This window comes from Burkholderia metallica, assembly GCF_001718555.1.
Lineage (GTDB): Bacteria > Pseudomonadota > Gammaproteobacteria > Burkholderiales > Burkholderiaceae > Burkholderia > Burkholderia metallica.
The window spans coordinates 3,060,637-3,085,664 of the sequence record NZ_CP013401.1; the positions used below are offsets into that span (position 1 = coordinate 3,060,637).

The following is a 25,028-nucleotide window of genomic DNA, read 5'->3' on the forward strand; positions in this document are numbered from 1 at the left end:
ATTGCGCGGGCAAACGAAGTTATCTTCACACCGTTATCAGCATCGCGGAGGAATGCGTTCCTCGCGAACGCTTTCCTGCCGCTATCGCGTCGTGCGGGCGTCGCTTGCTTCGCTCCTTGTTTCGCTGCCGGTTTCGCTGACTGCGTCGCCGCTCATTGCGCCGCCGGCGCTGCCCCGCGGGCCGGCCCGCGCGCGTCGAGCCGCATCGCGAACCCCGTGACGACGAGCGCCGCGAACGTGACCGCGACGGCCACCCACGGCAGCGCATCGAGCGCGAGGCCGTGTTCCAGCGCGAGCCCGCCGAGCCACGCGCCGCCCGCGTTGCCGACGTTGAACGCGCCGATGTTCAGCGTCGACGCGAGATGCGGCGCGCTCGCGGCCTTCTCGACCACGCGCGCCTGCAGCGGCGGCACCGTCGCGAACGCGGCGATGCCCCATACGAACACGGTGACGGCCGCCGCGACCGGCAGGTGGCTCGTCTTCGCGAACACGGCCATCACGGCCATCAGCGCGACGAGGATCGCGATCAGCGACGGCATCAGCGCGCGGTCGGCGAACTTGCCGCCGAGCGTGTTGCCGATCGTGAGGCCCGCGCCGAACAGCACGAGGATCAGCGCGACCGAACGCGGCGAGAAGCCCGACACCGTCTCGAGAATCGGCGCGATGTACGTGAACACGACGAACACGCCGCCGAAGCCGAGCACGGTCATCAGCAGCGCGAGCCACACCTGCGGCTCCTTCAGCACGCGCACTTCGTGGCCAAGGCCCACCGGCCCGCTGTCGTGGCGGTTCGGCACCAGCGCGGCGACGCCGCCGAGCGCCAGCGCGCCGAGCGCGGCGACGATCCAGAACGACGCGCGCCAGCCGAGCATCTGCCCGACGAACGTGCCGAACGGCACGCCGAGCACGTTCGACAGCGTGAGCCCCGTGAACATCAGCGCGATCGCGCTGGCGCGCTTGTCGGCCGGCACGAGCGACGCGGCGACCACCGCGCCGATCCCGAAGAACGACCCGTGCGCGAACGACGTGACGACACGCGCGACCATCAGCATCGTGTAGCCGGACGCGCTCGCGCACAGCACGTTGCCGACGATGAAGATCGCCATCAGCAACAGCAGCGCGGCCTTGCGCGGCATGCGGCTCGTCAGCACCGCGAGCAGCGGCGCGCCGACCGCGACGCCGAGCGCGTAGCCGGTGACAAGGAGACCTGCCGACGGCAGCGACACGGCGAGATCGTGCGCGACTTCGGGCAACAGGCCCATGATGATGAATTCGGTGGTGCCGATGGCGAAGGCGCTGATCGCGAGCGCCAGTAACGGAAGGGGCATGACGTTCTCCGGAAGGCGGCGGACGCGGCGCCCGGTCGGTGCCGCACCGCACAAGAAAGCGGGATGTGCGCGCATTGTCCCGAAGACGCCTATATTTGATAATTGGCGTGGCATTTGAACCATTTTCAAATAATTCTGGAAAATCGCATGGATCGACTGGGCGACATCCGGCTGTTCGTCGAGGCGGCGGAACTGGGCAGCCTGTCCGCCGCCGGGCGCAAGCTGAACCTCACGCCGGCCGCCGCGAGCGCGCGCCTCGCGAAGCTCGAGGCGGCGGTCGCCACGCGGCTGTTCGACCGGTCGACCCGGCAGTTGCGGCTCACCGACGAGGGCCGCCTGTACCTGAACGGCTGTCGGCAGGCGTTGCAGGCGCTCGACGACGCAAACGCGCTGCTGCAGGCCGGACGCAACGTCGTCGGCGGCCGGGTGCGGCTGTCGGCGACGTCCGATTTCGGCCGCCGCCGGCTGCTCGACTGGCTCGACGAATTCACCGCGCGCTACCCGGACGTGACGTTCTCGCTGACGGCGTCCGATTCGACGGTCAACCTGTGGCAAGACGAGATCGACCTCGCGATCCGCTTCGCCGCCCCGCCCGACGGCGCGCTGATCGCCCGCCGGCTCGCCGCGGACCGGCGCGTGCCGTGCGCGTCGCCGTCGTTTGTCGAACGCCACGGCCTGCCGCGCGATCCGCACGATCTGGCCCGCTTTCCGTGCAACGTGATCACGGTGGCATCCGGGCCGATGAACACGTGGCGCTTTACGCGCGGCGACGACACGCAGACGTTCACGGTGCCGCTCGCCACCGCGTTCGAGACCAACGACGGCGGGCTCGCCCGCGAATGGGCGCTGCGCGGGCGCGGCATCGTGCTGAATTCGATCTGGGACGTCGCCGACGACATTCGCACCGGGCGGCTCCAGGTCCTGCTGCCCGACTGGCGGCACCAGGGTCCGGCGCTGCACGCGATCTATCCCGGCAAGCGCTACATGGCGCCGCGCGTGCGCGTGCTGCTCGACTTCCTCGTCGAGCGCTTCGCGCGCGAGGAAGCCGCCCACGACGACCTGCTCAACGCATGCCGCTGACGGCCGACGCGCCGGCATTCGGGGGTCCGAACCTCGCAGCCGACGTCGCGCGGCCGCAACCCGCCGGCCGCCCGGTGCAGCGCGAAAAGCTATAATGGAAGGCTTTCCCGACGGCTTTTCATGCTTCGCGCGCGCAACTTGCGCGCCGCGCACGGCCGTCCCGATTCACTCTTGACGAGACGCCCCCAGGTCAACCACTGCGAACGGCGAACCCCCATGACCAAGAAAGTTTACGTAAAGACCTTCGGCTGCCAGATGAACGAGTACGACTCGGACAAGATGGTGGACGTGCTGAATGCGGCCGAAGGCCTCGAAAAGACCGACACGCCGGAAGACGCGGACATCATCCTGTTCAACACGTGTTCGGTGCGTGAAAAGGCGCAGGAGAAGGTGTTCTCCGATCTCGGCCGCGTGCGCGAGCTGAAGGAAGCGAAGCCCGGCCTGCTGATCGGCGTCGGCGGCTGCGTCGCGAGCCAGGAAGGCGCATCGATCGTGTCGCGCGCGCCGTACGTCGACCTCGTGTTCGGCCCGCAGACCCTGCACCGCCTGCCGCAGATGATCGACGCGCGCCGCGCGAGCGGCCGCGCGCAGGTCGACATCACGTTCCCCGAAATCGAGAAGTTCGACCACCTGCCGCCCGCGCGCGTCGAGGGGCCGAGCGCGTTCGTGTCGATCATGGAAGGCTGCTCGAAGTACTGCAGCTACTGCGTGGTGCCGTACACGCGCGGCGATGAAGTGTCGCGCCCGCTCGACGACGTGCTGACCGAAGTGGCCGGCCTCGCCGACCAGGGCGTGCGCGAAGTGACGCTGCTCGGCCAGAACGTGAACGCGTACCGCGGCGCGCTGACGGCCGGCTCGCCGGACATCGCCGATTTCGCGACGCTGATCGAATACGTGGCCGACATCCCCGGCATCGAGCGGATCCGCTACACGACGTCGCATCCGAAGGAATTCACGCAGCGCCTGATCGACACCTACGCGAAGGTGCCGAAGCTCGTGAGCCACCTGCACCTGCCGGTCCAGCACGGCTCCGACCGCATCCTGATGGCGATGAAGCGCGGCTACACGGTACTCGAATACAAATCGGTGATCCGCAAGCTGCGCGCGATCCGCCCGGACCTGTCGCTGTCGACCGACATGATCGTCGGCTTCCCCGGCGAGACCGAGGACGACTTCGACAAGATGATGGCACTGGTGCACGAGATGGGCTACGACACGAGCTTCTCGTTCATCTACAGCCCGCGTCCCGGCACGCCGGCCGCGAACCTGCACGACGACACGCCGCGCGAGGTGAAGCTCAAACGCCTGCAACATCTGCAGGCGACCATCGAGGAAAACGTCGCACGCATCAGCCAGTCGATGGTCGGCAAGGTCGAGCGGATTCTCGTCGAAGGCCCGTCGCGCAAGGACCCGAACGAACTCGCCGGCCGCACCGAGAACAACCGGGTCGTGAATTTCCCGGCGCCGCTCGCATCGCACCCGCGCCTGATCGGCCAGATGATCGACGTGAAGATCAACCATGCGTACCCGCATTCGCTGCGCGGCGAGCTCGTGCTCGTGAGCGACGACGCGAGCGCGGCCACCCACTGACCGATGCTCAACAGGAGCCCGACGCCACTTTGAAGCCGACCCAAGCACTGGAATTCGTCGCGCCGCGCGACGACAACGCGCGCCTTGCCAACCTCTGCGGCCCGCTCGACGAGAACCTGCGGCAGATCGAACAGGCGCTCGACGTCACGCTGTCGCGCCGCGGCCACCGGATCGCGATCCGCGGGCGCGGCGCCAAGCTCGCGCTCGCCGCGCTCGAGAACTTCTACAACCGCGCGCGCGATGCGCTGTCGGTCGACGACATCCAGCTCGCGCTGGTCGAAGTACGCCACACGTCCGGCAACGGCCGCCAGGACACGCTCGACGTGCGCTTTCGCGGCGATCCCGACCACCCGTTCGACGAGCCCGTCGTGCAGCTCGACGCCGGCGAGCCGGACGAGGAGCCCGCGCCGAAGCTGTACACGCGGCGCGCCGACCTGCGCGGCCGCACGCCCGCGCAGCGCGAATACCTGAAGCAGATCCTGTCGCACGACGTGACGTTCGGCATCGGGCCGGCCGGCACCGGCAAGACCTACCTCGCAGTCGCGTGCGCGGTCGACGCGCTCGAGCGCGACCAGGTCAAGCGGATCGTGCTGACGCGCCCGGCCGTCGAGGCCGGCGAGCGGCTCGGCTTCCTGCCGGGCGATCTCGCGCAGAAGGTCGACCCGTACCTGCGTCCGCTGTACGACGCGCTGTACGACCTGCTCGGCTTCGACAAGACGGCGAAGATGTTCGAGCGACAGATGATCGAGATCGCGCCGCTCGCGTACATGCGCGGCCGCACGCTGAACCACGCGTTCATCATCCTCGACGAAGCGCAGAACACGACGCCCGAGCAGATGAAGATGTTCCTCACGCGGATCGGCTTCGGCTCGAAGGCGGTCGTGACCGGCGATACGAGCCAGGTCGACCTGCCGCGCGGCCACAAGAGCGGCCTCGTCGAAGCGCAGCAGGTGCTCGGCGGCGTGCGCGGCATCGCGCTCACGCGCTTCACGAGCGCGGACGTCGTGCGCCATCCGCTCGTCGCGCGCATCGTCGAGGCGTACGACGAATTCCACGCGCAGCACCAGGACGGCTGACCGGCAGGCGGCCGCACGCCGCCCCGGCCAGACAGCCCGACCCGGCCCGCCAGACGGCGCGCCGGGCTTTTTTTCGCCTGCTTGAATTCGGGTGCGATCGGCCGTTTGGTGTATCCTCAACGCGTTCCAATCGCCGCACGCGTCATGAAATCCTCCCGTTCTCGCAAGTCCGGGCGCGCCCAGTCCGCCGCGCCCGCCTCCCCCCGCCTGTCGCTGTTCGATGCGAAGGGCAAGGCCCGGACCGTCGACGCGCAAGGGCTGCGAATCGACTTCCCGGACGGCCGCAGCCTGATGTTCGACCTGTCGGGCAGTTCGGGGGAAGCCGCCGTTGCGATCGTCGCGCAGCACAACGATCCGGCGATGCGCGCGAAGCTCGCGCTGCAGCCCGAGCACTACGACAGCGTGACGCTGCACGTGGGCGCCGAGCCGGCCCCGCGCGAGGACGAGGACGACACCGAAGACGCGCGGCGCGAACCGGTGCTCGACCTGTCCGTGCAGTACGGCGACGAAATCACGAGCGACGTGCGCAAGACGCTGCCCAAGCGCAAGCTGATCGCCGAATGGATCGAGCCGGCGCTGTTCGCGAGCGCGCAGCTCACCGTGCGCTTCGTCGGCGAGGACGAAGGCCGCGCGCTGAACGGCGGCTACCGCCACAAGGACTACCCGACCAACGTGCTGACCTTCGCGTACGACGCGGCGCCCGACGGCACCGTGATCGGCGACCTCGTGCTGTGCTGCCCGGTCGTCGAGAAGGAAGCGCACGACCAGGGCAAGCCGCTCGCGGCCCACTACGCGCACCTGCTGGTGCACGGCGTGCTGCACGCGCAGGGCTACGACCACGAGACGAGCGACGAGGACGCGGCCGAAATGGAAGCGCTCGAAGTCGACATCCTCGCGAAGCTGGGCTTCCCGAACCCGTACCAGTAAGCCGTCCGCACGATGCGCAACGCCGCGACGCTCCCGCCCGCCTACCCGCCGTCGATCGGCGCCGGGCGCCTGCTGACCGAAGACGAGCTCGCGGCGTCGCTCGCGCACACGATGCGCGACTGGGACGGCCGGCAGGATCTCTGGCTGTTCGGCTATGGCTCGCTGATCTGGAACCCGGGGTTGCCGACCGTCGCCGCCGTGCGCGGCAAGGTGCACGGCTATCATCGCGGGCTCTACCTGTGGTCGCGCGTGAACCGCGGCACGCCCGAACAGCCGGGCCTCGTGCTCGCGCTCGATCGCGGCGGCTCGTGCTCGGGCATCGCGTTCCGGCTCGCCGGCCCGACCGCGCAGCCGCACCTCGAAACGTTGTGGAAACGCGAGATGCCGATGGGTTCGTACCGGCCCGCGTGGCTGCCGTGCTCGCTGGAAAACGGCGAGCGGGTGAACGCGCTCGCGTTCGTGATGCGCCGCGACGCGCCGACCTATACGGGCAAGCTGTCCGATGCCGTCGTGAAGGCCGTATTCGACTGCGCGGCCGGCCGCTACGGCACGACGCTCGACTACGTGAGCCGCACGGTCGACGCGCTGCGTGCGAGCGGCATCCCCGATCGCGCACTCGAAGGGCTGCTCGCGCGATGCCGGTGACGCGTCACGGCGCCCGGCTTGCCGCCATGCACTGTCGCGCCATGCGCGCATTCGAACGAGGAGCATCGCCGATGAAACCGTCACGCTGGTCGCGTTGCAGGGTTGCCGCGCTGCTCGTCGCCGCGAGCGTCGCACTGTCCGGCTGCGGGATCCTCGGCTGCGGCGGCGCCGCGACCAACGGCGCGGCCGCCGGCGGCTGCTCGGCCGGCATGCGGTTCTGAACCGCGGCCAGGCTGCGCAACCCGCGTGCGGCAGAATGCCGCCGCCGCCCGCGTCGGCCGGGCGTTTTCCCGCGTCACCCTTTCCCGCCCCTCGCGCGCCCGTTTTTTTCCGCCGCTGCCCCGCCGGCCCTTTCTGGGATAGGATGGGCACGAGGACGACGTCGTGCCCGGCGCGGCCGTCCGCGAGCAGGCCCGCGCGAGCTGCCCACCCTGGCCGAGCGGCCGGCGTGACACGGTCGCGTCGTGCCCTTGGTGTATCCTTGCCTACTCCGTGACCGCGCGCCCCGGCATGACCCGGGCGCACCACCATGAACGATTCGTATCCCAGTCGTAAGCCAACCGACAAACCGCAAGAAAAGCGCTCGCTGCTCGAGCGCCTGACCGACTTCATCTCGCCCGAGCCCGAATCCCGCGGCGAGCTGCTGGAAATCCTCCAGGACGCCCACGAACGCAACCTGATCGACGCCGATTCGCTGTCGATGATCGAAGGCGTGTTCCAGGTATCCGATCTGTGCGCGCGCGACATCATGGTGCCGCGGGCCCAGATGGACGCGATCAACATCGCCGACAAGCCCGAGGATTTCATCCCGTTCGTCCTCGAAAAAGCGCACTCGCGCTACCCCGTGTTCGAGGAGAACCGCGACAACGTGATCGGCGTGCTGCTCGCGAAGGATCTGCTGCGTTTCTATGCCGAAGAGGAATTCGACGTGCGCGGGATGCTGCGCCCGGCCGTGTTCATCCCCGAATCGAAGCGCCTGAACGTGCTGCTGCACGACTTCCGCGTGAACCGCAACCACCTCGCGATCGTCGTCGACGAATACGGCGGCGTCGCGGGCCTGATCACGATCGAGGACGTGCTCGAGCAGATCGTCGGCGACATCGAGGACGAATACGATTTCGACGAGGAAGCCGGCAACATCATCTCGGGGCCCGACGGCCGCTACCGCGTGCGCGCGCTCACCGAGATCGAACAGTTCAACGAGACGTTCGGCACCGATTTCCCCGACGACGAAGTCGACACGATCGGCGGGCTGATCACGCATCACTTCGGCCGCGTCCCGCATCGCGGCGAGAAGCTGCAACTCGGCAACCTCGTGTTCGAGATCCAGCGCGGCGATGCGCGCCAGGTCCACGTGCTGCTGGTGCGCCGCAACCCGCTCGCCAGCCGTCGCGCCGAAACCTCGCACGAAGACTGACCCCCGCGCGCCAGCCGCGCGTTCCACAACCGCTCGCCCACTTTCGCTTCACATGGACGATCCGATCCTGTCCCGCCCGGCTGGCGGTCTTCTCGCGCCGACACCCGGCCGCGCGCTGCCGCGCTGGCACTACCCGGCCGCGCTGCTCGCCGGCGCCGCCAATACGCTCAGCTTCGCACCGACGCCGCATGGCGGCTGGCTGCAACTCGTCGTATTCGTCTGGTTTTTCGCGCAGCTCACGCGCACCGCGAGCTGGCGCAGCGCAGCGCTCACCGGCGGCGCGTTCGGCTTCGGCAACTTCATCACCGGCATCTGGTGGCTCTACATCAGCATGCACGTGTACGGCGAGATGGCCGCGCCGCTCGCGGGCGGCGCGCTCGTGCTGTTCGCGCTGTACCTGTCGCTGTACCCGGCGTTCTCCGCCGGGCTGTGGTCGTTCTGCGCGGGCCATGCGTGGCATCGCCGCACGCCCGACCCGCGGCCGTTCTCGCCGACCTGGCATGGCGCATTCGCGTTCGCGAGCGCATGGGCGCTCGGCGAATGGCTGCGCGGCACCGTGTTCACCGGCTTTCCGTGGCTCGCCAGCGGCTATCCACAGGTCGACGGCCCGTTCGCGGGCTTCGCGCCGGTCGCCGGCGTGTACGGGATTGCGTGGGTGCTCGCGCTGTTCGCCGCGCTCGTCGTGCAGGCGCTCGCCGCCGCGCGGCCGTCGCCGCTTGCCGAACCCCGCAGCGCGCCTGCACGCGTGCGCATCGCCGCGCCGGCCGGCATCGCGCTCGCGCTGATCGCGGCCGGTCTCGGGCTGTCGCAGGTCACGTGGACCGTGCCCGCGAACGCGCCGCTCACCGTGCGGCTGCTGCAGGGCAACGTGAAGCAGGACATCAAGTTCGAGGAAGCGGGCATCGACGCGGCGATCAAGATGTACACGCAGATGATCATCGAGAAGCCGGCCGACCTGATCGTCACGCCGGAAACCGCGATCGCGGTGATGATCCAGGAGCTGCCCGAACCGTTCGCCGTCGCGATCCGCAAGTTCAGCGACACGACGGGCTCGGCCGTGCTGTTCGGCGCGGTCGGCGCATCGGTGACCGAGGACGGCCACTACGTCGACTACACGAACAGCCTGTACGGCGTGACGCCGAATTCGCGCGACATCTATCACTACGACAAGCACCACCTCGTGCCCTTCGGCGAATTCATCCCGTGGGGATTCCGGTGGTTCGTCAACCTGATGAAGATGCCGCTCGGCGACTTCGCGCGCGGCGCGCCCGTGCAGAAGCCGTTCCTCGTGCACAACCAGCCGGTGATGGCCGACATCTGCTACGAGGACCTGTTCGGCGAGGAAATCGCCGCGACGATCCGCGACAATCCGCAGCCGCCGGGTGTGCTCGTCAACGTGACGAACCTCGCGTGGTTCGGCGACACGATCGCGCTCGACCAGCATCTGCAGATCGCGCGGATGCGCTCGCTCGAAACGGGCCGGCCGATGCTGCGCTCGACCAACACGGGGATGACCGCCGCGATCGATGCGCGCGGCCGCGTGCTCGGCCAGTTGAAGCCGTTCACGATCGGCTCGCTCGACGTGCGGATCGAAGGCACGAGCGGGTTCACGCCTTACGTGACGAGCGGCAACGTCGTCGTGCTCGCGGTGTCGTTCGTGCTGCTCGCGTTCGGCTTCACGTTCGGCCCCGGGCTGCGCCGCCGCAACGGCCGCAAGAACGGCGACGACCAGCCGGAATGACGCAACGCGAGGCCGCCGCGCAATGCGCGGCCGCTGTTGCATGCAGCGGCACGGCCGTCGCGAGCCGGCCGGGCGCTCAGGCCCGCGGGGACAAGTCGGCCGACTCGCCCGACACTGCCGACTGAAGCGGCTGCGCGGCCAGACGCCGCAGGTCGCGACTCACCGCCTCCATCACCGGCGCCCACGCGCCGAACGCCGCCTGCCGGTACAGCGTCGCGCTCGGATACCACGGGCTGTCCGTGCGTTCGAGCTGCCACGGCCAGTGCGGATTCACGTCGAGCAGCACCCACGTGCGCGCGCCGAGCGCGCCCGCCAGGTGCGCGACCGACGTGCACACGGTGATCACGAGATCCAGCGCACCGATGAACGCGGCCGTTTCGTCGAAGCTCGTCAGTTCCGCCGTGAAATCCTCAATCGCGAAGCCGGCCGCACGCGCGGCCTCGACATCGGCTTCCGCGCCCGGCTGCAGCGAATAGAACGCGGCGCCGTCGATTCCGCGGAACGCGTCGGCATAGCGCTCGAGCCCGACGCGCCGGAACGGATTGCGCTGGTGCCCCGCGCTGCCCGTCCACACGAGCCCGACCTTCAGCCGGCGCTCGCCCGCGAGCCGCGCGCGCCACGCGTCGCGCGCGTGCGGATCGGCCCGCAGATACGGCACCGACGACGCGAGCGTCGACGCCTCCATGCCGAGCATCAGCGGCAGGCCGATCAGCGGGACTTCGTAATCGAAGGCGGGCAGCACGTCGACGCCGCCCCCCGCGCCGAACACGTCCGCATGCGCGCCGAGGCTGCGCTGCATCAACGTGCCGACCGCCGGAAACGTATTCCACGCGAGCCGGCCGCCTTCGCGATGCACGCGTTCGGCGAGCGGCACGACGTAGCGGCAGAACTGCAGCACGTCGCCGAGCCCCTGCTCGCCCCACACCAGCAGCGTCTTGCCGGCGAGCGGCTCGCCCTGCCAGCGCGGGCCCGGCAGCGCCGGCCGGCGGCCGCGCAACTCGCCCGCGCCGTCCCAGCGCGCCTCGTGGCCCTGCCAGCCGGCCGCGAAATTGCCGCGCACGAGCTGGATGATCGCCAGGTTGAAACGGTACGACGCGTCGTCGGGCGCCAGCTCGCACGCGCGCGCCGCATAACGCTCGGCATCGTCCCACCGCTGCGCCTCCTTCATCGCCATCGCGACGTTGTTCATCGCGAGCGCGTTGTCGGGCGCGAGCTCGACGAGCCGCGCCGCGCACGCGAGCGCGCCGTCCAGGTCGTGCATCGCGATCCGCGCGACGACGAGGTTGATCCACGCCTGCACGTCGCGCGGATCGGCCTGTACCGCCGCGTCGAGCAGCGCGACCTCTTCGGCACGATCACCGCCCGACAGCCGCAGCGCAATCGCGAGGTTGTTGCGCAGCGACGGCCGCCCGGCATCGAGCGCCAGCGCCGCGCGATAGGGCGCCACGGCATCCGCGTGACGGCCGGCCATCTGCAGCGCGTAGCCGAGATTGAAATACGCGGGCGCGCCAGGCCGCACGCGCGCCGCGCATTCGGCGAGCGCAACCGCGTCGGCCGTGCGCTGCCGCGCGACGAGCACGCCGGTGAGCTGCGCGAGCGCATCGTCATCGACCGCATGCAGGTGCGCGGCGGCGGCGAGCCACACGTCGTGCGTGGCGTGCTCGCCGCGCGCCTGCGCGTCGGCGGCCTGCCCGAGCAGCGCGAGGAAAGGCGGAAGCAGCGGAATGAGGATGTCGGTCGGATCGTCCATGCGGTCGGGTTCGGCAAGCGGTGGCGCGGCACGCGTCGCGCGCACCGCAATACGCGCATCTTAACGCCCGCGCGAAACCGTGCGACACCGTGCGGCCGCCACGTCGCGACGTGCCGCGCGCGGGCTGCCCGGCGTGCGTCGGCCGCGCCCGCGCACGCCGCTCGAACGAGGCGGGCGGTGCACCCGCCCGCGTTCCGGCCGCATCCGCCCGCCGATCCGGTAAAATTACGCGTTTCAGCACACTAACAAGCCGCGCCGCCGCGCGAGCCGACCCTCCGGGCCCCGCCCGGAGCGCCGCCCGCAACGGAGCGCCCGCGCCACGAAGGCTCTTCATGCTTACGTTTCAGCAAATCATCCTGACGCTGCAGTCCTACTGGGACAAGCAGGGTTGCGCCCTGCTCCAGCCCATCGACATGGAAGTCGGCGCGGGCACGTCGCACGTCCACACGTTCCTGCGCGCGGTCGGCCCCGAGCCGTGGCGCGCCGCGTACGTGCAGCCGTCGCGCCGCCCGAAGGACGGCCGCTACGGCGAGAACCCGAACCGCCTGCAGCACTACTACCAGTACCAGGTCGTGCTCAAGCCGGCGCCGGAAAACATCCTCGACCTGTACCTCGGCTCGCTCGAGGCACTCGGCTTCGACCTGAAGCAGAACGACGTGCGCTTCGTCGAGGACGACTGGGAAAACCCGACGCTCGGCGCGTGGGGCCTCGGCTGGGAAGTGTGGCTGAACGGAATGGAAGTCACGCAGTTCACGTACTTCCAGGAAGTCGGCGGCCTCGAATGCAAGCCCGTGCTCGGCGAAATCACGTACGGCCTCGAGCGCCTCGCGATGTACCTGCAGAAGGTCGAGAACGTGTACGACCTCGTGTGGACCGAGTGGGAAGAGCACGGCCCGAACGGCCCCGAGCTGCGCCGCCTGTCGTACGGCGACGTCTACCACCAGAACGAGGTCGAGCAGTCGACCTACAACTTCGAGCACGCGAACGTCGACCTGCTGTTCACGTTCTTCAACAGCTACGAGGCGGAAGCGAAGAAGATGATCGACGCGCAGCTCGCGCTGCCCGCGTACGAACTCGTGCTGAAGGCCGGCCACACGTTCAACCTGCTCGATGCGCGCGGCGCGATCTCGGTCACCGAGCGCGCGGCATACATCGGCCGCATCCGCGCGCTGTCGCGTCTCGTCGCCCAGGCTTACTACGACTCGCGCGAGAAGCTCGGCTTCCCGATGCTCGGCAACCCGCCGGGCGTGCCGGGCCTCACCACCGACGCCCAGGACGCCGCGCAGCCGGCATGGGTGCCGCCGCTCAAGGTCGAACGCAACATCGATCAGGTCTGACGAGACGAGATTTCATCCAAACATGACGCACAATCATCCCGCCCCCCTGCTCGTCGAACTGCTGACCGAAGAGCTGCCGCCGAAGGCCCTCGCGCGCCTCGGCGACGCATTCGCCGAAGGCCTCGCGCAACGCCTCGCCGCGCGCGACCTCGTCGACGGCGAACTCGTGTTCGAACGCTACGCGACGCCGCGCCGCCTCGCCGTCGTCGTGCAGAACGTGCGCGCCGTCGCACCGGAAAAGCAGGTCCGCGAAAAGGTCCTGCCCGTATCGGTGGCGCTCGACGCCGAAGGCAAGCCCACCGCGCCGCTCGCGAAGAAGCTCGCGGCGCTCGGCCACCCGAACCTGTCGATCGCCGATCTCGAGCGCGCGCAGGACGGCAAGGCCGAAGCGTTCTTCGTCAATTATTCGGCGGCCGGCGCGACGCTCGCCGACGGCCTGCAGGCCGCGCTCGACGAAACGCTCGCGAAGCTGCCGATCCCGAAGTTCATGACCTACCAGCGCCCGGACGGCTCCGACGTGAAGTTCGTGCGCCCCGTGCATCGCCTGACCGTGCTGCACGACGATCGCATCGTGCCCGTGACCGCGTTCGGCATCGACGCCGGCGATACGACGCTCGGCCACCGCTTCCTGTCCGACGGCCTCGTCGCGATCCAGCATGCGCACGCGTACGCCGACACGCTGCGCGACAAGGGCCGCGTGATCGCGCACTTCGCCGACCGCCGCGAAACGATCCGCACGCAGCTGAACGAGCATGCGGACGGCGACACGGTCGTGATGCCCGAAGCACTGCTCGACGAAGTGACGTCGCTGGTCGAATGGCCGGTCGTCTATCCGTGCCGCTTCGAGGACGAATTCCTGCAGGTGCCGCAGGAATGCCTGATCCTCACGATGCAGACGAACCAGAAGTATTTCGCGCTGACCGACGTCGGCGGCAAGCTGCGCTCGCGCTTCCTGATCGTGTCGAACATCGACACGAAGACGCCGGGCGAGATCATCGAAGGCAACGAGCGCGTCGTGCGCCCGCGCCTCGCCGATGCGAAGTTCTTCTTCGAGCAGGACAAGAAGAAGCCGCTCGCCGAGCGCGTGCCGCTGCTCGCGAACGTCGTGTATCACAACAAGCTCGGTTCGGCGCTCGCGCGCGTCGAGCGCCTCGAGGCGCTGGCCGGCGAGATCGCGCCCGCGATCGGCGCCGACGCCGCGCACGCGAAGCGCGCCGCGCGCCTTGCGAAGGCCGACCTGCTGACCGACATGGTCGGCGAATTCCCGGAACTGCAGGGCACGATGGGCACGTACTACGCGCGCCACGACGGCGAAGCCGACGACGTCGCGCTCGCATGCGCCGAGCACTACCAGCCGCGCTTCTCCGGCGACGCACTGCCGACCACGCCCGTGTCGACCGCCGTCGCGCTCGCCGACAAGCTCGAGACGATCGTCGGCATCTGGGGCATCGGCCTCGCGCCGACCGGCGAGAAGGACCCGTTCGCGCTGCGCCGCCACGCACTCGGCGTGCTGCGCCTGCTGCTCGAGAAGCAGTTGCCGCTCGACCTCGTGTCGCTGCTGCGCACGGCCCACGCGCGCTTCGAGGGCGTGCCGGGCGTCGCCGAATCGACCGATGCGATTCTCGCGTTCTTCATGGACCGCCTGCGCGGCCTGCTGCGCGAGCGCGGCTACTCGGCCGGCGAAGTCGACGCGGTGCTGAGCCTGAACCCGACGCGCATCGACGATCTCGTCGCACGCCTCGACGCGGTGCGCGAATTCACGCATCTCGTGGAAGCGGAAGCGCTCGCGGCCGCGAACAAGCGGATCTCGAACATCCTGAAGAAGTCGGAAGGCGGCGCGAACGGCGCGGTGCAGCCGGCCCTGCTCGTCGAGGCCGCCGAGAAGGCGCTGCACGAACAGCTCGCGGCCGTGACGCCGCACGTGCAGTCGCAGCTCGAGGCGCGTGCGTACACGGGCGCGCTGTCGGCGCTCGCCGCGCTGCGCGCGCCGGTCGACACGTTCTTCAACGACGTGATGGTCAACGCGGACGATCCGGCGCTGCGCGCGAACCGTCTCGCGCTGCTGTCCGCGCTGCATCAGCAGATGAACTGCGTCGCCGACATCTCGAAGCTCGCTGCGTAAGGGCCGAACGATGCCGACCAGCCCCAACCGAAAGCTCGTCGTCCTCGACCGGGACGGCGTGATCAACGTCGATTCGGATGCGTTCATCAAGACGCCCGACGAATGGATCGCGCTGCCCGGCGCCCTCGAGGCGATCGCCCGGCTCAACCACGCCGGTTATCGCGTGGTCGTCGCGACCAACCAGTCCGGCATCGGTCGCGGGCTGTTCGACATGGCCGCGCTCAACGCGATGCATCTGAAGATGCATCGCGCGGCGGCCGCGGTCGGCGCGCGCATCGACGCGGTGTTCTTCTGCCCGCACACGGCCGAGGATCACTGCGACTGCCGCAAGCCGAAACCCGGCATGATGCAGATGATCGCCGAGCGCTTCGAGCTCGATCCCGATCACACGCCGGTCGTCGGCGATTCGCTGCGCGACCTGCAGGCCGGCGTCGCGGTCGGCTTCCAGCCGCACCTCGTGCTCACCGGCAAGGGCAAGAAGACGCTCGCCGGCGGCAACCTGCCGCCGGGCACGAAGGTCCACGACGACCTGCGCGCATTTGCGCTCGATTTCCTTTCACACGAACACGAGTGATGCAGCCGCCGCGCGCATTCTCCCCAACGCCAGACTTCCGCCGATGCGCTTCATCCGCTCCCTGCTGCTGCTGATCTACTTCATCGTGTACACGGTGCCGTACGCCACCGCGTGCTTCATCGCCTTTCCGTTCATGCGCCCCGATGCGCGCTACTGGATGGCGGCCGGCTGGTGCAAGTCGACGCTGTGGGTCGTGCGCTGGCTGAACGGCATCCGCTACCGCATCGAAGGGATGGAGAACCTGCCCGACGGCCCGGCCGTGCTGCTGTCGAAGCACCAGTCCGCGTGGGAAACGCTCGCGTTTCCGGCGCTGATGCCGAAGCCGCTCTGCTACGTGTTCAAGCGCGAGCTGCTGTACGTGCCGTTCTTCGGCTGGGCGCTCGGGATGCTGCACATGGTCAACATCAACCGCAAGGAAGGCAAGAACGCGTTCACGTCGGTGATCCGCCAGGGCAAGAAGCGCCTGTCGGAAGGCGCATGGATGATCATGTTCCCGGAAGGCACGCGCACGCCGGTCGGCAAGCAGGGCAAGTACAAGACGGGCGGCGCGCGCTTCGCGATCGAAACCGGTGCGCCCGTCGTGCCGATCGCGCACAATGCAGGTCGGGTGTGGCCGCGCAACTCGTTCACGAAATTCCCGGGCGTCGTCACCGTGTCGATCGGCAAGCCGATTCCGAGCGAAGGGCTGACGCCCGATGCGTTGAACTCGCAGGTCGAAGCATGGATCGAAGCGGAGATGCGCCGGATCGATCCGGATTCGTATCGCCAGGCGGGCAATGCCGGCACGCGCGATGCCGCGCGTGCCTGACGTTCCCGGGTTGCAGCCGTTGCGTACGACAAAAAGAAGCGAACTGATGAAACAGCGTCCGCGGCCACGGCCTGCCGTCGTGGCCCTCGATCATCGCCAGATGGATCTGCCGCTCTTCGACGGGCCGGCCGCCGCACCGTCGGCGCCCGCCACGCCGCCGGCGCCGCCCGACGCTGCTCCCGCCGCGCCGCTCGATCCGCGCCCGGCGCCCGATCGCTCACGCGTGCGTACGTTCGCACTCGACAGCCGCGTGCTCGAATACCGGCTGAAGCGCTCCGCGCGCCGCACGATCGGCTTCACGATCGACGGCAGCGGGCTGTCGATCACCGCACCGCGCTGGGTCACGCTCGCCGACATCGAAGCCGCGATTTCCGAGAAACAACGCTGGATCTTCGCGAAACTCGCGGAGTGGAAGACGCGCACCGAGCAGCGCGCGCTGCCGCAGATCGACTGGCGCGACGGCGCGCAGCTTCCGTATCTCGGCAAGACGGTGACGATCGCGCTCGGCGCGGGCGCCGTCGCGTTCGATGCCGATGCGCTGCGGCTGTCGCTGCCGCTGTCCGTGCAGGCCGACATGCAGCAGATCAAGGATCGTGTGCAGGGCTGGCTGCAGGGCGAAGCGAAGCGGATCTTCGGCGAACGCCTCGCGGTCTATGCGGAGAAGCTCGGCGTCACGTATTCGATGTACGCGCTGTCGTCGGCTGCGACGCGCTGGGGCAGCTGCTCGAGCGACGGCAAGATTCGCCTGAACTGGCGGCTGATCCATTTCCCGATGTCGATCATCGACTACGTCGTCGCGCACGAGCTGTCGCACCTGCGCGAGATGAACCACAGCCCGGCCTTCTGGCAGACCGTCGAATCGATCTTCCCCGAGTTCCGCGAGGCGCGGCACACGCTCAAGCATCATCCGCCCGAGCTGCTGCCGTCGCTTTGACGCGCGGCTTCGCCGCCCACGAAAAAGGGCGCCGCGGGTTACCCCCGCAGCGCCCTTTTTTGCGGCCGCGGCGTACGTCGCACGCCGCGGCCCGGTTCACCCGGCGCTCAGTGCGCCTTCTTCTGGATGAATTCGATCTTGTAGCCGTCCGGATCCTCGACGAACGCGATCACGGTCGTGCCGTGCTTCATCGGGCCCGCTTCGCGCGTGACCTTGCCGCCTTGCGCCTTGATCCTGTCGCAGGCCGCGTACGCGTCGTCGACTTCCACTGCGAGGTGGCCGAAGCCGTTGCCGAGATCGTAAGCCGGCGTATCCCAGTTGTGGGTCAACTCGATCACGGTGCCCGTGCTTTCGTCCTCGTAGCCGACGAATGCGAGCGTGAACCTGCCTTCCGGATAGTCGTCGCGGCGCAGCACCTTCATGCCGAGCAATTCGGTGTAGAACTTGATCGAGCGGTCGAGATCGCCGACTCGCAGCATCGTATGCAGCAATCGCATGTGTTGTACTCCTGTGGGGACTTTCCAGAACCGGGAACTCTACCAGAGTCGGGTGAAATTCGCCGGGGGCGCCCAGCCGGGGGCGCCCAGCCGGGGGCGCCGAGTTGCGGGCGCTGGCGGCGCGTCCGGCCCGACGCGCAAAGCCGGTGCGCACTCGATACGCCCCATCCTCGCCGGCCGCTCCGCGCACCACACCGGGAAACCGCCCGATCGGACTCGCCCGGCTACCGCGCCGATCGGGTAACATCCGTCCACCTCGCACCAAAAACGGGCATGCGGCCCATCGCCCGAACGCGACCCCTTACCCTTCCCTACCGCCACACTACCGTGCGAAACCGCCGATTCGAGCGCGCCGGATGCGCCGCCCTCCCGATCCCGCAGCCGCCGTACCGAACCGGTGAGGTTCGCCAATGACCGCACGCGCCGCCGCCCCCGCGCGCCGCGCGCTCGACACCCGCGCCGTCGGCCTGATGCTGCTGCTGTGCGCGATCTGGGGCTTCCAGCAGGTCGCGATCAAGAGCACGAACGCCGCGATCGCGCCGATGTTCCAGGCCGGGCTGCGCTCGGTGATCGCGGCGCTGCTGCTGTGGGGCTGGGCCCGTTCGCGCGGGACGCCGCTGTTCCAGGCGGACGGCACGTTCGGCGCGGGCCTCGCGGCCGGTGCGCTGTTCGCCGGTGAATTCGTCTGCGTGTTCTTCGGGCTGACGCTGACGAGCGCGTCGCACATGGCGATCTTCCTGTACACGGCGCCGTGCTTCACCGCGCTCGGCCTGCACCTGTTCGCGCCCGGCGAGCGCCTGCAGCGCACGCAGTGGGCCGGTGTCGGCCTCGCTTTCGCCGGCATCGCGCTCGCCTTCGCGGACGGCTTCCTGAAGCCGCGCGCGCCCGGCGCCTCCGTGCTGGCGGGGCTTGCCGGCGACGCGCTCGGGATCCTCGGCGGCGCGATGTGGGCCGCGACGACCGTCGTCGTGCGCTCAACAGCGCTCGCACGGGCGAGCGCGAGCAAGACGCTGTTCTATCAGCTCGCGGTATCGGCGCTCGTGCTGGTCGCGCTTGCCGCGCTGTTCGGCCAGGTGTCGTTCGCGCACGTCACGCCGGTCGCGGTGGCGAGCCTCGCGTACCAGTCGGTGATCGTCGCGTTCGTCAGCTACCTGTCGTGGTTCTGGCTGCTCACGCGCTACAGCGCGTCGCGGCTGTCCGTCTTCACGTTCCTGTCGCCGCTGTTCGGCGTCGCGTTCGGCGTGCTGCTGCTCGGCGAATCGGTCGGCTGGCGCTTCATGTCCGCGGCCGCGCTCGTGCTGGCCGGCATCGCGCTCGTCAACGCGCCGCCGCGGCGGCGCGCATGACGCCCACGCGCAATCCGCGCGGGCCCACGCAATAAAAAACGGCTGCCTCGCAGGGCAGCCGTTTCGGCACACATCCGGTCCAGCTCGCGTAACCGGCGTCAGCCAGCCTTGCGCACCGCCGCGAGCGCCTGCGCGACGCCCACATATTCGGCCACGCTCACGTCTTCCGCGCGGCGTGCGAGATCGAAGCCGAGCGCGTCGAAATCGATCGTCTCGCGATAGTCGCCGAGCGTATTGCGCAGCATCTTGCGGCGCTGCGAGAACGCGGCGGTGACGATTTCGCCGAGCAGCACGGGATCGACGTCCGGCAGTTCGTGCGGTTCGTACGGAATCATCCGGACGATCGCCGAATCGACCTTCGGCGGCGGCTGGAACGACTCCGGCGGCACGTCGAGCATCTTCTCCATCACGTAGCGGTACTGCAGCATCACCGACAGCCGCGAAAACGCCTTCGTGCCCGGCTCCGCGACCATCCGTTCGACGACCTCGTTTTGCAGCATGAAGTGCTGGTCGATGACCGCATCGGCGAACGTCATCAGGTGAAACAGCAGCGGGCTGGAAATGTTGTACGGCAGGTTGCCGACGATCCGCAGCGACGGCTTGTCGCCGGGCGCCGCGAGCGAACGGAAGTCGAACGCGAGCGCATCGCCCGCATGCAGTTCGAGCAGCGCGCCGAAACGTTGCTGCAGCCGCCCGATCAGGTCGCGGTCGAGCTCGACCGCATGCAGCGGCGACTCGGGCGTCGCGAGGCGCGCGATCAGCGGCTCGGTCAGCGCGCCGAGCCCGGGGCCGATCTCGACCATGCGCTGGCCGCGCGCGGGGCCGATCGTCGAAACGATCGAATCGATCACGCCGTGATCGACGAGGAAGTTCTGCCCGAAGCGCTTGCGCGCGAAATGGCCTTGGTGCTGTCTGCTGTTCGACATCGACTCAGTAAAACGAAAAATACGACGAATGAGGTGAAGCCGCGCCGCGTCAGGCCGTGCGGCGATGGCGCGCCATCGTGACAGCCGTGTCGAGCGCGGCGATCATGCTGCCCGGGTCCGCGCGGCCCGTGCCGGCCAGATCGAGTGCCGTGCCGTGATCGACCGACGTGCGGATGATCGGCAGCCCGAGCGTCACGTTGATGCCCTCGCCGAACGTCGCGTACTTCAGCACGGGCAGACCCTGGTCATGGAACATCGCGAGCACGCAATCTGCGCTGGCGAGATGGCGCGGCTGGAACAACGTGTCGGCCGGATACGGGCCGCGCGCATCGATGCCCTGCGCGTTCGCGCGGGCCAGCGCCGGCGAGATCACGTCGATCTCTTCGCGGCCGAGATAACCGTTCTCGCCCGCGTGCGGGTTCAGGCCCGTCACGAGGATGCGCGGCGCGGCCAGGCCGAAGTCGCGCCGCAGGTCGCGATCGATGATCGCGAGCGTCTCGACGAGCCCGTCGATCGACAGTGCGGCCGATACGTCCTTCAGCGGCAGATGGGTGGTTGCGAGCGCGACGCGCAGCGGCTGCGGGCCGGTTCCGGCCAGCATCATCACGACACGCGGCGTATGCGTGCGCTCCGCCAGATATTCGGTATGGCCGGTAAACGGCACGCCCGCATCGTTGATCGTGCTCTTCTGCAACGGCGCGGTGACGATCGCATCGTACTGGCCGGCTAGCGCACCGTCGATCGCCGCGTCGAGCAGCCCGAGGACATAAGGGCCGTTCGCCGCGTCCAGCGTGCCCGCCCGCGCGGGCACCGCGAGCGGATGATGCGCGACCGACACCGGCCCGCCGCCGGCCGGCGTGCCCCACTCGGCGCCGACGGCCGCCGCACGCGCATCGAGCAGCGCCGCATCGCCGAGCACGGTGAAATGCGCGTCGGGCCAGCGCTGCGCGGCTTCACGCAGCGCCTGCACGGTCAGCTCGGGGCCGACCCCCGCGGGTTCGCCGGTCGTGATCGCGATCTGCAGCGCGGGCGTGGTCATCGAACGCTCGCTCAGTTCGCCGGGCCGACGCCGCCGATCTTGTACTGCACGTACGACGAGTCGCGCAGTTCGCGCAGCCAGTCGGCATACGCCTGCTCGGCCTTGCGCTGGCCGATCGCCTGACGCGCGATATCCATCTGCTGCTGCACCGAACCTTCCGCCTCGCGGCGGCTCAGCACCTGGATCAGGTGATAGCCGTATTCGGTACGGATCGGCTGGCTGATCTGGCCATCCTGCAGGTTGTTCATCGCACGCTCGAATTCCGGCACGGTCTCGCCCGGGCTGATCCAGCCGAGATCGCCGCCCTGCGACGCCGACCCGTCCTGCGAGTAAGTACGCGCGAACTTCGCGAAATCGCCGCCGGCCTCGACCTGGTTGCGGATGTCGGCCAGTTGCTGGCGCGCCTGGCCTTCCGACTTGCCTTCGCCCACGCGCAGCAGGATGTGGCGCACGTGCGTCTGGACGATCTTCGGTGCGGCGGCGCTCGCGCCCTGGCTCTGGCGGCGATCGACGAGACGCACGATCTCGAAGCCGTCCGGCACGCGGATCAGCGTCGGGTTGACCTCGCCCGGACGCAGCTTCGATGCGGCCTCGACGACGTCGGCCGGCAGCGCGCTCGGCGCCTTGAAGCCGAGGTCGCCGCCCTTCTTCGCGTCGTTCGCTTCCGAATTGTTCTTCGCGAGCTTTTCGAAATCGGCACCCGACTTCGCCTGCTGCAGCAACGCGTCCGCCTTCTTCTGCGCGGCTTCGATGTCGGCCTGCGGCGCGTTGGTCGGCGCCTTGATGAAGATGTGCTGGAAGCGCAGGTCCTGCTGCTGCGACGCGTTCGGCCCGCGCTGGCTCGCGATGTAGTTCGCGACCTCGGCGTCCGACACGGTGATCTTGCCGTCGACCTCGCGCTCGCGCAGCTTCGACAGCATCAGCTCGGTACGCGCGTCGCCCGTGAACACACTCCAGGGCACGCCTTGCGCTTCGAGACGCGCGCGGTACTGGTCGAGCGTCATGCCGTTCGCCTGCGCGAGACGCTGCAGCGTGGCCTGCACGGTCGCGTCGTCGATGCGGATCCCGTCGTCCTTGGCCTTCTGCACCTGGATGCGCTCGAGCACCATCTGGTTCAGCACCTGCGCGCGCAACTGGTCGGTCGGCGGCACGGGCGCGTTCTGCTGCTGCAGCCGGCGCGCGATCAGGCCCGCACGCTGGTCGAGTTCGCGGCCCGTGATCACGTCGTTGTTGACGACGGCGACGACTTCGTCGGCGAGCCGCGCACCTTGCGAACCGAGCGCCTGTGCCGCGGCCGGCGCGGCGGCGAGCAGCGCGGCGGCCGCAGCGAGGCTGGACACGACTGCCGCGAAACGAAGGGTTTTCTTCATTGCCACTGGAACTCCATTGAAATCGTGCTGACCGGTGCAGACAAGCCGGCGTTACTCGTAGTTGCTGAAGCGGGACATCGGCGGCGCCGGCGGCGGCAGCGGCGTATAGCCCGGCACCCCGGCACGGAACGCGGACACGAGGCCGTTGTCGACGGTCGACAGGCCCTTGAGCGTCAGCTGCATCATGAATCGCGTCGACGAGTTCTGCTGTCCCGACGAATTGATGCCGTTCGCAGCCCGTTGCACCCCGACCCCGAGCGCCCAGCAGTCCGCGTCGTATTGTAAGCCGACGAGACCGTCGACCACGCGATCGCCGGCGAGGTCGTAGTTGAAGCGGCCGATCGCATACAGGCGGCGCGTGAGCGGCCATTGCGCGGACACCAGGAACTGGTTGATCGGCTGGTTGTCGAGCGTGGTGTTCGATCGCGTATAGCGGTAGCCGACGTTGATCACGCGGCGCTCGCCCGGGCTGTAGCCGAAACCGACGCTCGACTTCACGAGCTGGTTGTTGTTCTGGTTGTACTGGAACGCCGTCTCCGACATGAAGCCCGAGCCGAGCTTCAGCGCGGCGCCGACGATCAGGTCCGAGTGGCGCGCCAGTACGGCGCTCTGCCCGGAATTCAGCGTGACGCGCTGATCGGCGAAGTAATACTGCTGCGCGACCACGAAGCGCGCACGCTCGTCGCCGGTGCGCGGATCGATGAAGCGCGACGTGAGGCCGGCCGTGATCCGGTTCGCATCGGCGATCCGGTCGTTGCCGACGAACGTGTTCGGCTGGTAGATCTCCGCGAGGCCGAAGTCCGATTCCGCGGTGTCGAACAGCGGCGCGTTCGACTGGTTGCGATACGGCGTGTACACGTAGTACAGGCGCGGCTCGAGGGTCTGGATGAAGTCCTGGCCGAACAGGCGCACCGAGCGGTCGAAGATCAGCCCCGAGTCGAAGCTCACGGTCGGGATCGACTCGGTGAAGCGCTTCGGGCTGTTCGGCGTGGTCGACGACAGGTAGTTCAGGTCGTACGACGCGAAGTGATACTGGACCTTCGGCACGGCGAAGTAGCCGGGGCCGTACACGCCGTACGAGATGTACGGGTTGAAGACGATCCGGTCACCCTGGGTCGCATCGGCGGTCGTGATGCGGAACCGCGAATAGTCGGCTTCCGCGCCGAAGTCGAAGCCGCCGACGTTGTACTTCGTGTACTTCACGTTCAACTGCGGCTCGCGGCTGTACGGCGCGATCGACGGCGGCAGCGTCTGCCAGTGCTGGTAGCGCGCGAGCACCGACCACGGGCCGTTGTTGTACGTGAGGCCCGCTTCCTGCTGGTACAGCGTCTGCGTCCCGTTGATGAACTGGTTCGACGAACCGAGATCCTCGGGATAGGTGTTGTCCGAGACCTTGTTGAAGTAGACGTAGCCGCCGAAGCCGCCGCCGAAGTTCTGCTGGTGCTGCCAGTAGATCGCGTAGCGATTGCGGTGCGCGAGCCGGTCATCCGGCAGGTAATTGGCCGTAAACGTGCCCGAATACGACGGCGACAGGTAGCGGAACGTCGCCTCGGCCATCACGCCGCGCCGCGAGATGATGCGCGGCGTGAGCGTCAGGTCGCGGTTCGGTGCGATGTTGAAGTAGTACGGCAGCGTCAGCTCGAAGCCGTTGCTCGAGTTCATCGAGAACGTCGGCGGCAGCAGGCCGCTGCGCCGTTCGCCCGACAGCGGGAACGTCATCCACGGGCTCGCGAAGATCGGCACGCCCTGGAAGAACAGCACGCCGTTGCGCGCGGTGCCTTCGTCGGCGCCCGTATCGAAGTCGAAGCGGCTGCCCTTGATGTACCACGCGGGGTTCGTCGAGCACTGGCACGCGGTGTAGGTGCCGTTGATGAACACCGAGCGCTCGTTGTCGACCATGTCGACGCGCTCCGCGCTGCCCGAGCCGCCCGTCACGTTGAAGTGATACTTCGGCGCGGTCATGAAGCCCTGGTTCGCCTCGATCTTCAGGTGCGCCTCGGGGCCCGCGAACGACGTGCCGGAATTGATCACCCGGACCTGGCCGTACGCATCGGCCATGTCGGTATCCTGATCGTAGTGGATCGCGTCGGCCTTCACGACGGCGTCACCGCGCCGCAGCTCGGCCGAACCCTTCGCGGCGAGATCCTGCTCGGCCGTCCCGCTCGTGTGGTCGGCGATCACGAAGGCGGCCGGCTTCGCGCCGTCCTTCAGCGGATGATCCTCGAGCTGGGGCGCGAGGCGCAGATCCCACGGCGAGTCGAGCGGCTGCGGTTGCGCGGCCGCGCCCGACAGCTGCGCGTACGACACGGCCGGCACGAGGCCGGGCACGGCCAGGAGCGCGAGCGCGAGTCGCCGTTTGCGCGGCGCCCCGTCACCGGGGATAACATTCGGGAATAGCGGTTTGGGCGGCATCTATCGTTTGGCGAATCGCCCCTTGTCAACCGCGCCGTCGCGGCACATTCGCGCGCGGCGGGCCGCGCCGTCGCACCGCGACTGCGGCTGAGCGCAAACCGGGGAGGCG

At 68.8% G+C, this 25,028-nt stretch carries 21 protein-coding genes; 14 read left to right on the forward strand and 7 right to left on the reverse strand.

The genetic code is table 11. From position 1 onward, the window contains the following. Positions 1-152 precede the first annotated feature (152 nt). A complete protein-coding gene (locus WJ16_RS13825) occupies positions 153-1,328 on the reverse strand; it encodes an MFS transporter (protein ID WP_069258065.1) in 1,176 nt (391 codons plus the stop codon). Positions 1,329-1,475: 147 nt separating this feature from the next. Here WJ16_RS13825 and WJ16_RS13830 point away from each other — a divergent pair, with 147 nt between their 5' ends. The 8 genes from WJ16_RS13830 (at position 1,476) to lnt (ending at position 9,804) form a co-directional block, all read left to right on the forward strand. Beyond that, entirely contained in the window at positions 1,476-2,408 is a 933-nt protein-coding gene (locus WJ16_RS13830; RefSeq protein WP_069257534.1) for a LysR family transcriptional regulator, read from the forward strand. 216 nt (positions 2,409-2,624) lie between these two features. Next, entirely contained in the window at positions 2,625-3,998 is a 1,374-nt protein-coding gene (miaB, locus tag WJ16_RS13835) for a tRNA (N6-isopentenyl adenosine(37)-C2)-methylthiotransferase MiaB (protein WP_069257535.1), read from the forward strand. A 29-nt stretch (positions 3,999-4,027) separates the two neighbouring features. Beyond that, the gene (locus WJ16_RS13840) at positions 4,028-5,074 is read left to right on the forward strand and encodes a PhoH family protein (RefSeq protein ID WP_069257536.1); all 1,047 of its coding nucleotides are present in this window, start codon (positions 4,028-4,030) and stop codon (positions 5,072-5,074) included. A gap of 144 nt (positions 5,075-5,218) precedes the next feature. Beyond that, positions 5,219-6,001 carry an rRNA maturation RNase YbeY gene (ybeY, locus tag WJ16_RS13845; RefSeq protein ID WP_069257537.1) on the forward strand — a complete coding sequence of 261 codons (783 nt, stop codon included), beginning with the start codon at positions 5,219-5,221 and terminating at the stop codon, positions 5,999-6,001. A gap of 12 nt (positions 6,002-6,013) precedes the next feature. Further along, on the forward strand, positions 6,014-6,646 hold the full coding sequence (locus WJ16_RS13850) for a gamma-glutamylcyclotransferase (RefSeq protein WP_069257538.1): 633 nt from the start codon (positions 6,014-6,016) through the stop codon (positions 6,644-6,646). Between the two features lie 71 nt (positions 6,647-6,717). After that, complete coding sequence (locus WJ16_RS35285) at positions 6,718-6,867, forward strand: hypothetical protein (protein ID WP_167375372.1); 150 nt, start codon at positions 6,718-6,720, stop codon at positions 6,865-6,867. Positions 6,868-7,175: 308 nt separating this feature from the next. Continuing rightward, positions 7,176-8,063, forward strand: coding sequence for an HlyC/CorC family transporter (locus tag WJ16_RS13855; RefSeq protein ID WP_069257539.1), 888 nt, complete (start codon positions 7,176-7,178; stop codon positions 8,061-8,063). Between the two features lie 52 nt (positions 8,064-8,115). Beyond that, the gene (gene lnt, locus WJ16_RS13860) at positions 8,116-9,804 is read left to right on the forward strand and encodes an apolipoprotein N-acyltransferase (protein ID WP_069257540.1); all 1,689 of its coding nucleotides are present in this window, start codon (positions 8,116-8,118) and stop codon (positions 9,802-9,804) included. A gap of 76 nt (positions 9,805-9,880) precedes the next feature. On the opposite strand, the gene WJ16_RS13865 is transcribed toward lnt, so the two are convergent. Further along, positions 9,881-11,554: a hypothetical protein gene (locus WJ16_RS13865; RefSeq protein ID WP_069258066.1), complete on the reverse strand. Its 1,674-nt coding sequence runs from the start codon at positions 11,552-11,554 to the stop codon at positions 9,881-9,883. Positions 11,555-11,886: 332 nt separating this feature from the next. On the opposite strand from WJ16_RS13865, the gene glyQ reads away from it, so the two are divergent. From glyQ to WJ16_RS13890, 5 genes are read left to right on the forward strand one after another with little or no spacing between them, the layout of a single operon-like run. Then, the gene (glyQ, locus tag WJ16_RS13870) at positions 11,887-12,891 is read left to right on the forward strand and encodes a glycine--tRNA ligase subunit alpha (protein ID WP_076605924.1); all 1,005 of its coding nucleotides are present in this window, start codon (positions 11,887-11,889) and stop codon (positions 12,889-12,891) included. A 22-nt stretch (positions 12,892-12,913) separates the two neighbouring features. Then, positions 12,914-15,013 carry a glycine--tRNA ligase subunit beta gene (gene glyS / locus WJ16_RS13875; protein WP_069257541.1) on the forward strand — a complete coding sequence of 700 codons (2,100 nt, stop codon included), beginning with the start codon at positions 12,914-12,916 and terminating at the stop codon, positions 15,011-15,013. A gap of 10 nt (positions 15,014-15,023) precedes the next feature. After that, positions 15,024-15,587, forward strand: coding sequence for a D-glycero-beta-D-manno-heptose 1,7-bisphosphate 7-phosphatase (gene gmhB / locus WJ16_RS13880; protein ID WP_069257542.1), 564 nt, complete (start codon positions 15,024-15,026; stop codon positions 15,585-15,587). A gap of 43 nt (positions 15,588-15,630) precedes the next feature. Further along, complete coding sequence (locus WJ16_RS13885) at positions 15,631-16,395, forward strand: lysophospholipid acyltransferase family protein (RefSeq protein WP_069257543.1); 765 nt, start codon at positions 15,631-15,633, stop codon at positions 16,393-16,395. A gap of 46 nt (positions 16,396-16,441) precedes the next feature. Then, complete coding sequence (locus tag WJ16_RS13890) at positions 16,442-17,329, forward strand: M48 family metallopeptidase (RefSeq protein ID WP_069258067.1); 888 nt, start codon at positions 16,442-16,444, stop codon at positions 17,327-17,329. 107 nt (positions 17,330-17,436) lie between these two features. On the opposite strand, the gene gloA is transcribed toward WJ16_RS13890, so the two are convergent. Beyond that, positions 17,437-17,826 (reverse strand): lactoylglutathione lyase, encoded by a 390-nt coding sequence (gene gloA / locus WJ16_RS13895; protein WP_069257544.1) that lies wholly within the window; start codon positions 17,824-17,826, stop codon positions 17,437-17,439. 410 nt (positions 17,827-18,236) lie between these two features. Here gloA and WJ16_RS13900 point away from each other — a divergent pair, with 410 nt between their 5' ends. Then, positions 18,237-19,172, forward strand: a complete 936-nt coding sequence (locus tag WJ16_RS13900; protein WP_069257545.1) for a DMT family transporter — start codon at positions 18,237-18,239, stop codon at positions 19,170-19,172. 98 nt (positions 19,173-19,270) lie between these two features. Here WJ16_RS13900 and rsmA read toward each other — a convergent pair whose 3' ends face one another. The 4 genes from rsmA to WJ16_RS13920 are packed head-to-tail and all read right to left on the reverse strand — an operon-like array spanning position 19,271 to position 24,919. Continuing rightward, complete coding sequence (gene rsmA / locus WJ16_RS13905; protein WP_069257546.1) at positions 19,271-20,098, reverse strand: 16S rRNA (adenine(1518)-N(6)/adenine(1519)-N(6))-dimethyltransferase RsmA; 828 nt, start codon at positions 20,096-20,098, stop codon at positions 19,271-19,273. 49 nt (positions 20,099-20,147) lie between these two features. Continuing rightward, a complete protein-coding gene (pdxA, locus tag WJ16_RS13910) occupies positions 20,148-21,137 on the reverse strand; it encodes a 4-hydroxythreonine-4-phosphate dehydrogenase PdxA (protein WP_069257547.1) in 990 nt (329 codons plus the stop codon). 11 nt (positions 21,138-21,148) lie between these two features. Further along, complete coding sequence (locus WJ16_RS13915) at positions 21,149-22,507, reverse strand: peptidylprolyl isomerase (RefSeq protein ID WP_069257548.1); 1,359 nt, start codon at positions 22,505-22,507, stop codon at positions 21,149-21,151. Positions 22,508-22,558: 51 nt separating this feature from the next. Further along, positions 22,559-24,919, reverse strand: a complete 2,361-nt coding sequence (locus WJ16_RS13920) for an LPS-assembly protein LptD (protein ID WP_069257549.1) — start codon at positions 24,917-24,919, stop codon at positions 22,559-22,561. Positions 24,920-25,028: the final 109 nt, after the last annotated feature.